Raw genomic sequence first — 12,048 nt, forward strand, 5'->3', positions numbered from 1 at the left:
CTAAACTCCTTACAAAGAATGTCATATCTTCTGACATAACGTGATTACATATTAGTTGCATGTTTTTTAATTTTGAAATAAAATGAATTCTTAAACAGGAGGAGATATGATGAAACAACATAGAAAACACTTATTTCTATTATCTATCACACTACTATTAGGTGTGCTATTTAACTTTGCAGCCCCACAAAAAGCAGCTGCTGAAACAACTAAAAAATACATTATCGGGACGGACGTAACCTTTGCCCCCTTTGAATTCCAAGATAAAAAAGGTGATTTTGTAGGAATTGACATGGATTTGTTAAAAGCCATTGGAAAAGATCAAGGTTTTGAGGTTGAAATCAAACCCCTTGGCTTCAATGCTGCAGTTCAAGCTCTTGAAACGGATCAAGTTGACGGTGTTATTGCAGGAATGAGCATTACCGATGAGCGTAAACAAAAATTCGACTTCTCAGACCCTTACTTTGAAAGTGGCGTCGTAATGGCGGTCGCAGATACAAACGATACCATAAAAGGCTACGACGACTTAAAAGGCAAAACAGTAGCTGTTAAAACAGGAACTCAAGGCGCTGAATTTGCTCAATCGATTAAAGATAAATATGGTTTTAAAGTGACGACCTTTGATGATTCTTCTAATATGTACGAAGACGTTAAAGCTGGAAATTCTGATGCTGCTTTTGAAGATTATCCAGTAATGGCTTATGCGATTACTCAAAATGTACCTTTAAAATTAGTAACAGATAAAGAAAAAGGCGGCCAATATGGCTTTGCTGTTAATAAAGGCAAAAATCAAGAATTGTTAAAAATGTTCAATGATGGCTTAACGAATCTTAAAAACAATGGCGAGTATGAAAAAATTCAAAATCGTTATTTAGGCGAAGCTGATAAGAAAGTTGAAAAAACAAGCACGTTAGCATTAGCAAAAGAAAATGCTGGTCAATTAATGGCTGGACTTGGTAAAACATTATTGATTACCTTGATTTCAATTGCGATTGCTTCTGTTTTAGGCATTCTTTTTGGCTTACTAAGTGTGACACCAAGTAAAATTTTACGTGGGATTGCAATGATCTATGTTGATATCATGCGTGGCGTACCGATGATTGTATTTGCATTCTTCGTCTACTTTACCATCCCACAAATGCTAGGACTCAAAATGCCTGCTACGTTAGCTGCGATTATTATTTTAAGCTTAAATGCCGGTGCTTACATTGCCGAACTTGTTCGTGGTGGTATCAATGCAGTTGACAATGGTCAATTAGAGGCTGCTAGAAGTCTCGGATTGCCTTATGGAAAATCAATGAGTAAAATTATCTTGCCTCAAGCAGTTAAAATTATGATCCCTTCATTTATCAATCAATTTGTTATTACACTAAAAGATACATCAATTTTATCCATTATCGGATTAGTAGAATTAACACAAACCGGTAAAATCATTATCGCTAGAACCTACGATTCAAATATGTGGTTTATCATTGGCTTAATGTATATTATCGTGATTACGTTCCTAACAAAAGTATCCAATCGTCTTGAAAGGAGAATCAACAATGGTTAAATTAAAAGTTGAAAATTTAAAGAAAAGCTATGGCAGTCTAGAAGTCTTAAAGGGCTTGGATTTAGAAATTCAAGAAGGCGAAGTTGTCTGTATGATTGGCCCATCTGGTTCTGGTAAGAGTACTTTCTTACGTTGTATGAATCACTTGGAAGAAATTAATGGTGGAACGGTGATTGTAGATGATTACGATTTAACGGACCCAACTATTGACATCAATCAAGTTCGTCAAAATATCGGGATGGTTTTCCAACATTTTAATCTTTTTCCACATTTAACTATTTTAGAAAATATCACATTAGCTCCAATTGAACTAAAAAAAGAAACAAAAGATTCTGCAAAAAAACGTGCTTTAAGTTTGTTAGAAACGGTTGGTCTAAAAGATAAAGCCAATGCATATCCTAAATCCCTCTCAGGTGGTCAAAAACAGCGTGTCGCGATTGCAAGAGCTTTAGCTATGTCTCCAGACATCATGCTCTTTGATGAGCCCACAAGCGCTCTCGACCCTGAAATGGTTGGGGATGTTTTAGAAGTTATGCAAACTTTAGCTAAACAAGGAATGACCATGATTGTCGTAACGCATGAGATGGGCTTTGCTAAAGAAGTGGCCGATCGTGTTATTTTTATGGATGGCGGTTATATTGTCGAAGAAGGAACACCTACTGAAGTCTTCGATCATCCTAAAAATGAGCGAACTAAAAATTTCTTAGAAAAAGTTCTATAAAAAATAACCAAACTACGTTTAAGCGTAGTTTGGTTATTTTTTTGCTAGTCCTCAGCTGCTAAAAAGTGAGCACAAACGGCTCCTATTAAATAAATGCCTGCCATACTCCAAACAAAGCCTGCAGTATCAAACAAGCTTAACAACACGCCCGTCACCCCATATCCAACAAACTGACTTAGCCCACCGGCTAAATTATGGATCGACATTGCCGCTCCTGTTTCTTCAGGTGCCAACGCTACAAAAATAGCTGAAATAGGTGTAAAAGCTGCTAATGCCGCACCGAATAACGCTGCTACACCAAACATTGCTATTAAATTAGGACCATATAAATACGGAACATAATAAAATAAAACACAGGCAAGAGCCATTCCGACACAACCAAACCATTCCACCACTCGATGCCACGGCAAATGATTGGCAACCATTCCCCAAATCAAATTAAATGCAATATTAACTAAATACATTAACCCCCAGATTTGAAGCCATTCTGACATTGTAAAGCCAATTTTATGACTTGTTAAAAAAAGAGGCATCGCAATAACGTAGCCATTTGCTGCCAATTGATTAATCATTTTTACGATGGCTGCTAAAAAGATTTTTGGCTTGCGAAATAGAATGGTTATGCTATCTTTAAAGGTTTCGCTTGTTCCCTGCTTCACCTCTTGTCTCACAGATATCGGGACATTTTTTAAACCAAATAAACTAATCAGACCACCCATTCCCACAAAAAGAACCGCTAACCACAGTGTCCCAACATAACCAATTTTAGGAATTGTTAAACTTGGTAGATAAGACCCAAATACACCTAGCCCAAGTGAATAGGCAAACCAAAATGCCCCCATTGCACTTGGCAATTTTTTAGTTGGTGTTATTTGAGTAAGTAAGCTGATAAAAGCATAGACAAATAACGGAAAACTTATCCCCCTTAAACCATACATTATTATAATCATCATATAACTTCCTGGGAGAATTCCAAATACAATAAATCCAATCTGAAAAATGATCCAACTAACTGTTCCAAAGATCATTAATTTTTTAATTCCTATTAAATCTGATAAAATCGCTGTAAGCCATGCTGATATCGCAACTGATACCCCGTATATCGTAAATACCATTGCTGATTGACTTGATAAAAACCCTAAATCAAGCAATTGTTTTGACAAAAAAGCCTGTTCTAATCCACTCCCTATCATAAAAATTGAAATTGCAACATATCCCCAGAAAATCGAGACGGATACTTGCATCTTATTATTTTTTTTTTCTTCAATTCGTTCTTTTTCCATTCTCATTTACTTCCTTTATCTTGGTATGTAAACATAAAAACTCCTTTTTCTAGATCGTAACTAGAAAAAAGGAGTTGATATCTGATTTTAGTTAAGTCATTAATTAATAATAAGAAAACTCAACTTTTTTCTTTATTTTTTTTATTTCTTTTTTAGAAATAAACGCTGTTAAATCTTTATTAATTTTTTTGTTTTTCAAATCTGATTTACTTACAATCACACTATTAAATGTCTCACCAGCTGGATTGGGTAAGTATTCATCAATGTAAGCCAAGTAGTAGACCTCTTCTTTTTTCATATTCAATTTTTTTACAAACATTAATTTAACATCTTGATTTTTATTTTCCGCTTCAGATTTATATTCTTTTATCATTTGTTCAATTTCAACCTTACCTATGGGGACTCCAATTTCTTTTAATGTAATTTTTTTTTCAGAAACACACCCTGCAATTAACAAAACTGGCATCAATAGGGTTAATAAAAAATAGTTTTTTATCATTATTATTCTCCTCCAAATTTCCCAACTATTCTTACTGATTTTTCAATCGAAGATAATACATTAAAAATGCAACAACTGGAAAAATACCTAAAACAAAAGTAGAATAGCTCTCATTTTGATATTTCTCAACTATCTGATGAAATAAGTAAACTGAAACTAGACTTAAAATCAACCCAAAACAGTTAAGAACTCTCGGACCTGATGCAACAATCGTTGGAGAAAAGAACATTAAAATACAAGATGTAAAGGCAGCTAAAAAGCAAAGTCCTATAAAAATAGGATGATCTACATTCTTTAAAATACATAAAATCAATATTCCAAAAAAAAATGTCCATAGAACAAATGGCAATACATAGTAGATAAATTCCAAAGAAAATAGTTTGGTAGTATCCATAAATAATCTAACAGGAACTTTGCTGCGAGATTCAAAATCCATCATATAATCAGAACGAACATGGTGTAAGCTTATCATCAGTGTACTCAATACTATAAGTATCTTTTTATACCAACTAGGTTTAGTAATGATTAGGGTTAAAATAGTAATTAAAACAACGGATACAATCATATTTTGACTGATCATTTGATACATCCAAAACATTCCTATTTTTGTACGCCCCAATAAGGATAAAGAACTGAAACCAGGAAAATAGCGAGCCTCTTCAAAAACAAATCTCAATTTATTTCCGGGGGATACGTACATAATGATAAATCCAATTAACATGAGTCCTGTACTTATCAATAAAATAGGATTAACTGTCTTCTTCTGGATGAATATTGTTATGTGATAACACAAGGCTGCGCCTAATGCACATGCTAAAACTTGTTCATTAGAAAAGGAAAATAGAAATACAACTATAAATAAAAGAATTGTTTTTATTGAAAAATGATGTTCAGTCTCTCTAAAATAAGAATCTGCATAAGGAATCATTACATACATTCCCAGTGCCATAGGCAATAAATAATTAAATGATCCTGTAATCCAAAAATAACCAGAATAAAGAACATCATATGAAATGTAGCCTAGTATAAGTAACGCACTCACACTAGCAAACGGCTTCCATTTACTATTAAATATTCGTGAAATTGAATAACCCAATAATACGATCAATGCCGTGTTGAATACTCTCCAATATACGATAGGCAACTTAAAAATTAAATACGCAACCGCATCTGGAAATAACCTCGCAGACCAGTGGAAATAACGCCATTTTAAAAAATCAAATAAATGAAAATATTCACCTGCATTTTTAAACCAAGCATCATCAGAAATTTCAAATATATCAAAATTTAAATGAAATAAATAAACAAGTACTACTACTGTTACAAGTAATAGATAACTACCACTTTTTTTAATAAAATTTTTTTGATTAATCATATATCCTCCAGGGAAACTTTTAATTATATCTAAGTAGATTCACACCTTCTATTTATTTTCATTATAACATCAGAAATAGCTTTATTATAGATTATTTTGAAAGTTGTTTTTCTAACATTATTTTAAGATAAAAAAAGAGTGAATTCATTAATGAATTCACTCTTTTATAATTTTGAACTACTAAACAAAAACCAATTATTATAAGTATTGTAATCTACATATCCAACTAAGATACCTTCATAAACATACTTATTACCTAATTTGACTTGATTTTGTTCATATTCTTTTTGAACGGTAGTTGCAATGGTTTGATAAAAAGCATCGATATCTTCAATTTCACCAAATTTTGCTTCCCAACGTTCTAAAAAGGCTTCTTCATCTTGTTCTTTATAAAACTCGATATCTACCATATACAGGACACCTTTTTTATTTAGTCTAAAATTTTAACAGTAACGGTTCTACGTCCCCATTGTAAACATTGCGCTACGCTTGAGAAGTGAACATCAATTTTATTTCCTTTGATCGCGCCACCAGTATCTCCTGCAATTGCTGTGCCATAACCAGAAACTTCAACACGTGAACCTAATGGAATCACACGAGGATCAACTGCAATAACCATTGGGTTTTGACGTAGATCAATTCCTAAAGCCGTATAAAAACTTGATGCACTTTCTGCAACTGAGTAAGCAGTTGATTCAACAATAACGGTTTTCCCTGAAGAAGCACCGCCACCCGTTGATGGAGTTGGAGCATTCGGTGTTGCTGGAGTGGCAACAGGTGTAGTATCTGCAGCTGGAACAGCAACAGCTTTTGTTTCTGCCGCTTGTTTAGCCGCTGCTTCAGCTGCTTGTTTAGCAGAAGCTTCATCGTCTACACGTTTTTGTTCTGATTGTTTTTGTTTATCCAATTCATCTAAAGCCGCTTTGTTATCGTCCATTGTTTTTTGTAGACTTACCATTTTGGTGTTTAGTTCTTTAGATTGTTTATCGACAGCTACTGTTTTCTCTTCAAGAGCAACTGCATCTGTTTTTAATTTAGATTCTAATTTTGCTAGTTCTTCTTTTTCTTTAACTGCTAATTCTAATTTATCGTTATCAGCTGATTGTAACGTTCCAACCATGATTGCACGATTGAAGAAATCTGTTACACTTTCAGATTCCATCATAACTAAAACCATATTTTTATTCACTTCAGACGTTTGAAGAGTTTGCAAACGTTTCTTAGCTTGCTCGATTCGTTCATCTACGCTTGCTTGTTTTTCTTTGATTTGAGTAGCTGTTGTTGATAAGCTTGCTTTTTTATCTGCAATTTGTGTATTTAAATCTTCAATTTCTTTATTTTTTTCATTTAGAGAAACCAATGTTTCGCTGATTTGGCTATCTACTGCTGCCATGCTACTTTGTTTTGCTTGTTGCTCTTTTGAAATTTCATCAAGAGAAGCTGCATGACCTACGCTTGCAATTAAGTTAATGCTGATGAATGCAATTATCATACTTGCAACCAGTTTTCTTATCTTCACAGAGTGACAACACCTTTCAGTTTTCATAATTCTTGTTTTCCTTTTTGCTCTCACAATTATAACGAATATTGAGCAACGATATATTTCACAAAGGTTACTTTTTGTTACAAACAAATTTTAAGGTATACTGAAAATGTAACAAAAGATATTAGGAGGAATTAAAATGAAGAAAAAAGCTTATTTTGCGAGTCCTTTATTTTCTGAAATGGAATTGCTTTACAACGAACAACTTGTAAAAAAAATACGGACCAATTATCCTGAACTAGAAATTTATGTACCACAAGAGCAAATGGAAATTAATGATAAAAATGCCTATGCAGATTCCATGCAAATTGCAAAATACGACACAAACGCTTTATTGTCAAGTGATTTCATGATTGCAATAATGGATGGAGCTATTATTGATGTGGGGGTTGCTACTGAAATCGGCGTTGCTTATCAAGCAGGAATCCCCATTTTAGGTTTGTATACCGATTCTAGACAATTAGGTGCTAGCAATCAAAAAAAACTAGCAGCTTTACAAATTGTTGGAGAATCTCAATTTTCTTATATGAATCTGTATACCGTTGGTTTAGTGAAATTAAATGGCGAGATTTTCTCAAATTCAGAGCAATTAATTAAAAAAATTCGTGAATTTTAGACGAAAACGATGAAATATTACACAAAAATGACGGTTTGTAATCTTTTTTTGTAATAAAAACTTCCAATTATCTGATTTAATTGGAAGTTTTTTTCGTAGGCTTTTTTTGATTTTGCAATTCTTTTATTTCTTTAAAATATTTAATTTCAGGCATATTGATTTTTCTATATGAATTTAACATTCTTTTTTGATTGAAGCGTAAATGATTGGTACTTAATTTTTGCTTTGCTTCTACTTTTAATTCGGAAATCCCCTCGCTAATTTCGGATTTTTTAGACTCAAATTCTTCACTTATTTTAGCGACTTCTTTTTGGAACGCATTCATACTTGCTACTGAATAACAAAAATCAATAAATAAGAGTCCAAATAAAATCAATGGCAAGCTATTTCCAAAGTCAGTTATTAAATAATTGACTATTTTCATCACCAGCGGTTGAATCCACTTAACAATTACTACACAACCTAAGCCCCAAAATAACGAGATAGGAATAGCTACCCGTCCATTAATATTAAATGGAACGTCTTTATAATCCCACCAAGTCGTATGAAAAATTTTCTCTAGCCCATAACTTGTCACATACTCCAACACGGTAACAACAATAGCTGACATAACATATAAAAATATAATATTTTTCTGATAAGGTTCAATAAAATACAAAACAGCTAACACACCAAAACCGTATATTGGACAGTAGGGGCCAATTAAAAAACCTCGATAAACAAATTTCCTAGCTTTTAAAGAACAATAAACCGTCTCCCATAACCAGCCAATTACGGCATAAACAAAAAATAAAAGCATTATTTGTGGAAAAGAAACTGCCATATTTTCACTCCTTCAAACTATTTTTAACTTCATCATACTACTTTGTGATTTTTTTATCAATTTCAACCTTTTAGCATCGTTTTCTTTTATGATATACTTTAGAGATAAAATGCTATATATATGAAAGGAAGTTTAATAATTTGATTGCATTATTAAAATACGCCAAAAAGTATCGTGTTCAAATGGTGATTGGCCCCGTTTTCAAATTGATTGAAGCCATTTTTGAATTGTTTCTTCCATTATTAATGGCTAAATTGATTGATAACGGAATCAATAAAGGGGACACTGTCTATATTTATAAAATGGGAGGCTTAATGCTTTTGATGTCAGTCATTGGGTTAATCTCTGTTTTTATTTGCCAATATTCGGCTTCTATTGCTTCACAGGGATTTGGAACCGAATTACGAAGTACTTTGATGAAGAAAATTAATTCTTTTTCTCATGCTGAAATTGACGCCTTTGGAACATCTACTTTAATTACTCGTGCTACAAATGACATTAATCAAATGCAGTTGGCTTTAGCCATGCTAATTCGGCTAGTAATTCGTGCCCCATTTCTATGTATTGGTTCGATTATTATGGCGATTTATGTTAATCCTAAGCTCGCTTTAGTTTTTGCTATTTTATTGCCCTTATTTTGCGTTATCTTGTATTTTATTATGGCTAAAACGATTCCTTTATATCGCCGTGTGCAAAAAAAAGTGGATCGCTTAGCTCAAGTAGTTGGTGAAAATTTAAGTGGTGTTCGGGTGATTCGTGCCTTTGCTAAAAGTAATGCAGAAAAAAAACGTGCCCATGATGTTAGTGATGATTTAGCTAAAGCTTATATTCGAGTAGGAAACTTATCTGCTTTAATGACGCCCGCAACTTCCTTGATTATGAATACTGGAATTATTGTGATTTTGTACGCAGGGGGATTCCAAGTAAATAGTGGCAATATGAGCCAAGGAGACGTACTGGCGTTGATTAACTATATCACTCAAATGTTGTTAGCGTTAATTATTGTTGCAAATTTAGTCGTCCTTTTTACCAAAGCTTCTGCTTCTGCGCAAAGGATTAACGAAGTACTGGATACTCCTATTACAGTTACTGACCCTTCTCAACCTAAATTATTTCCTAATAAACTACATGCGAACCATTCTTATGCAGTGCGTTTTAAAAATGTTGATTTTACGTATCAACAGGATGCTGGAAACGCGTTAACTGCTATTCAATTTGATTTGTTAAAAGGTAAGGTCTTAGGTATTACAGGTCCTACCGGTAGTGGTAAAAGCACACTTATCAATTTGATTCCTCGCTTTTACAATGCTACTAGTGGGGGTGTCTATGTTTACGGTTTGCCAGTCTCAGAATTTTCTCTCGAATCTTTAAGAAAGCAAGTCGGCATCGTTCCACAAAACAGCAGCTTATTTACTGGATCAATTGCTGAAAACCTTCGTTGGGGAAAAGCAGATGCCACAGATGAAGATATTCAAGAAGCATTAGAAATCGCACAAAGCGCAGATTTCGTTAATCAATTACCAGAAGGAATTCACTCTCCTGTTTTTGAAGGAGGAAAGAATTTTTCAGGTGGACAACGTCAGCGGTTGACCATTGCTCGGGCCTTAATTGCTAAACCAGCTATTTTAATCTTAGATGATTCTTTAAGCGCATTGGATTATCAAACCGATTTGAATTTACGACAAGCCTTGCGTCAACGTTTAAACGACACTACCTTGGTTATTGTTTCGCAACGAATTAGTTCCATTCAATCTGCTGATGAAATTTTAGTCTTAAATGATGGGAAAATGGCAGCAAAAGGAACACACCAAGACTTATTAGCCCATTCTCAAATGTATCAAGACTTCTATTATTCTCAAAATGAAGCCAACGGAGGTGCTGATAATGCTTAAAAAAATAAAAACAACGGATATCAAACGTGTCTTACCTTATTTACTCCATTATCGTAGCTCAATCAGCTGGGCACTCCTTTGTGGATTAATCGGAGGAGTCGCTTCCGTTAGTGCAACTTATTATACTGGAAAAGCGATTGATGCAATTGTCGGAAAGGGGCAAGTTCTTTTTTCTGATTTATTTCACGTCTTATTGCTACTTGGTCTAGCTTTCCTACTAGCTACTATTACACAATGGCTGATTATTTATTTTTCAAACCAAGTCGCTTATCGTGCTGTAAAGGACTTACGTATTGCAACCTTTGATAAAATCACAAAATTACCCTTAAGCTTTTTTGACAACACGCCTCATGGCAATGTCATCAGTCGTTTTACAAATGATTTGGATAGTATCTCAGATGCCGTAAGTATCACATTGAATAATCTCTTTTCAGGCGTTGTAATTGTCTTTGTTTCTCTTGGTTTTATGCTTTATCTAAGCCCTATTTTAACGCTAATCGTTTTAGTTACTACTCCATTAATCTTTTTAATTGCCTGGATTGTGGCTTTTCTTTCTCAAAAAAACTTTACGAAGCAGCAGCAGATTGTTGGTGAGATTTCAGGATTTGTCTCTGAAATGGTTACGAATCAAAAAGTCGTTACTGCTTTTCATCATGAAGAGCAAGTCCAAGAAGAGTTCGAAAAAATTAATCATCGCTTATATACCTGGGGACAAAAAGCACAGTTTACTTCCTCAATTACAAATCCTTCTGCTCGTTTTGTTGACCATCTTTCTTATCTTTTAATTGGTGTAATAGGAGGTATTTTGGTAGTTAATGGAAATGGGGCCGTAACCGTTGGAACCGTTTCTAGCTTTGTTATCTATTCTTCTCAATTCTCAAAACCTTTTATTGAATTGTCTGGTATCACGACTCAGATTCAGACGGCCACAGCTGGACTACGCCGTGTCTTTGAAGTACTTGATAGCAAAGAAGAAATTCCAGATGAACCGAATGCATTAGAATTAGAAAACGTTCGTGGTGAAGTTCAATTTAATCATGTGGCTTTTTCCTACTCTCCTGATCGCCCTTTGATAAGAGACTTCAATCTAGCTGTGAGTCCAGGTGAAACAGTTGCTATTGTGGGACAAACCGGCGCTGGAAAATCCACCTTAGTTAATTTGTTGATGCGTTTTTATGAATTGAATAGCGGTTCGATTGAAATTGACGGTCAACCGATTACGCGTTACACAAAAGATAGTCTACGCCGTTCTTTTGGAATGGTTCTACAAGATACTTGGCTCTTTTCAGGAACCATCAAAGAGAATATTGCCTATGGAAATGCTACTGCTAGCGAAGAAGAAATTGTTCAAGCTGCTAAGTCTGCGCTTGCTCATTCTTTTATCATAAAATTGCCTCATGGTTATGATACAATTGTCGGAAATGGCGGGGTTTCAATTTCTGGCGGACAGCAACAATTACTAACTATTGCAAGATCCATGTTGAGCAATCCGCCAATGTTGATTTTAGATGAAGCTACTAGCTCTGTTGATACGCTAACCGAACAAAAAATTCAAGAAGGTTTTCTTAGAATGATGAAGGGGCGTACGAGCTTTGTCATCGCCCATCGATTGTCAACCATTCAAGAAGCTGATTTGATTTTAGTAATGGAAAATGGGGACATTGTTGAAATGGGTGCCCACAAAGATCTGCTTCAACAGGACGGCCCTTATCATCAACTTTATGCTTCTCAATTTGAAAAATAG

General features: G+C 34.3%; 11 protein-coding genes. 5 read left to right on the forward strand and 6 right to left on the reverse strand.

Annotated elements, in window-relative coordinates; translation table 11 throughout:
* The first annotated feature begins 109 nt into the window (after positions 1-109).
* Both AC07SW_RS08985 and AC07SW_RS08990 read left to right on the forward strand, forming a co-directional pair.
* Positions 110-1,552 (forward strand): amino acid ABC transporter substrate-binding protein/permease, encoded by a 1,443-nt coding sequence (locus AC07SW_RS08985; protein WP_135023096.1) that lies wholly within the window; start codon positions 110-112, stop codon positions 1,550-1,552.
* Entirely contained in the window at positions 1,545-2,273 is a 729-nt protein-coding gene (locus AC07SW_RS08990; protein WP_034568212.1) for an amino acid ABC transporter ATP-binding protein, read from the forward strand. The genes AC07SW_RS08985 and AC07SW_RS08990 overlap by 8 nt, the downstream gene beginning before the upstream one ends.
* Positions 2,274-2,317: 44 nt before the next feature.
* Here the strand turns inward: AC07SW_RS08990 and AC07SW_RS08995 are convergent, their stop codons facing one another.
* From AC07SW_RS08995 to AC07SW_RS09015, 5 genes are all read right to left on the reverse strand, one after another.
* Complete coding sequence (locus AC07SW_RS08995) at positions 2,318-3,556, reverse strand: MFS transporter (protein ID WP_494632704.1); 1,239 nt, start codon at positions 3,554-3,556, stop codon at positions 2,318-2,320.
* Between the two features lie 103 nt (positions 3,557-3,659).
* Positions 3,660-4,055: a hypothetical protein gene (locus AC07SW_RS09000; protein ID WP_463684832.1), complete on the reverse strand. Its 396-nt coding sequence runs from the start codon at positions 4,053-4,055 to the stop codon at positions 3,660-3,662.
* 31 nt (positions 4,056-4,086) lie between these two features.
* The gene (locus AC07SW_RS09005) at positions 4,087-5,430 is read right to left on the reverse strand and encodes a DUF6056 family protein (protein WP_463684834.1); all 1,344 of its coding nucleotides are present in this window, start codon (positions 5,428-5,430) and stop codon (positions 4,087-4,089) included.
* Positions 5,431-5,594: 164 nt separating this feature from the next.
* Positions 5,595-5,840, reverse strand: a complete 246-nt coding sequence (locus tag AC07SW_RS09010; protein ID WP_034568210.1) for a hypothetical protein — start codon at positions 5,838-5,840, stop codon at positions 5,595-5,597.
* Between the two features lie 20 nt (positions 5,841-5,860).
* The gene (locus tag AC07SW_RS09015; protein WP_272947676.1) at positions 5,861-6,949 is read right to left on the reverse strand and encodes a 3D domain-containing protein; all 1,089 of its coding nucleotides are present in this window, start codon (positions 6,947-6,949) and stop codon (positions 5,861-5,863) included.
* Between the two features lie 163 nt (positions 6,950-7,112).
* Here AC07SW_RS09015 and AC07SW_RS09020 point away from each other — a divergent pair, with 163 nt between their 5' ends.
* Positions 7,113-7,589 (forward strand): nucleoside 2-deoxyribosyltransferase, encoded by a 477-nt coding sequence (locus tag AC07SW_RS09020; protein ID WP_463684836.1) that lies wholly within the window; start codon positions 7,113-7,115, stop codon positions 7,587-7,589.
* A 76-nt stretch (positions 7,590-7,665) separates the two neighbouring features.
* Here AC07SW_RS09020 and AC07SW_RS09025 read toward each other — a convergent pair whose 3' ends face one another.
* Positions 7,666-8,412 (reverse strand): putative ABC transporter permease, encoded by a 747-nt coding sequence (locus tag AC07SW_RS09025; protein WP_135023102.1) that lies wholly within the window; start codon positions 8,410-8,412, stop codon positions 7,666-7,668.
* Positions 8,413-8,552: 140 nt separating this feature from the next.
* On the opposite strand from AC07SW_RS09025, the gene AC07SW_RS09030 reads away from it, so the two are divergent.
* The gene (locus tag AC07SW_RS09030; protein WP_494632706.1) at positions 8,553-10,304 is read left to right on the forward strand and encodes an ABC transporter ATP-binding protein; all 1,752 of its coding nucleotides are present in this window, start codon (positions 8,553-8,555) and stop codon (positions 10,302-10,304) included.
* Complete coding sequence (locus AC07SW_RS09035; protein ID WP_115588704.1) at positions 10,294-12,048, forward strand: ABC transporter ATP-binding protein; 1,755 nt, start codon at positions 10,294-10,296, stop codon at positions 12,046-12,048. The genes AC07SW_RS09030 and AC07SW_RS09035 overlap by 11 nt, the downstream gene beginning before the upstream one ends.

This window comes from Carnobacterium sp. GW821-FHT04C06 (genome assembly GCF_059420345.1).

Excerpts from the sequence above, each read along its gene's own strand:
- AC07SW_RS08985 (WP_135023096.1), top strand. The coding sequence starts at position 110 with ATGAAACAACATAGAAAACACTTATTTCTATTATCTATCACACTACTA.
- AC07SW_RS08990 (WP_034568212.1), top strand. The coding sequence starts at position 1,545 with ATGGTTAAATTAAAAGTTGAAAATTTAAAGAAAAGCTATGGCAGTCTA.
- AC07SW_RS08995 (WP_494632704.1), bottom strand. The coding sequence starts at position 3,556 with ATGGAAAAAGAACGAATTGAAGAAAAAAAAAATAATAAGATGCAAGTA.
- AC07SW_RS09000 (WP_463684832.1), bottom strand. The coding sequence starts at position 4,055 with ATGATAAAAAACTATTTTTTATTAACCCTATTGATGCCAGTTTTGTTA.
- AC07SW_RS09005 (WP_463684834.1), bottom strand. The coding sequence starts at position 5,430 with ATGATTAATCAAAAAAATTTTATTAAAAAAAGTGGTAGTTATCTATTA.
- AC07SW_RS09010 (WP_034568210.1), bottom strand. The coding sequence starts at position 5,840 with ATGGTAGATATCGAGTTTTATAAAGAACAAGATGAAGAAGCCTTTTTA.
- AC07SW_RS09020 (WP_463684836.1), top strand. The coding sequence starts at position 7,113 with ATGAAGAAAAAAGCTTATTTTGCGAGTCCTTTATTTTCTGAAATGGAA.
- AC07SW_RS09025 (WP_135023102.1), bottom strand. The coding sequence starts at position 8,412 with ATGGCAGTTTCTTTTCCACAAATAATGCTTTTATTTTTTGTTTATGCC.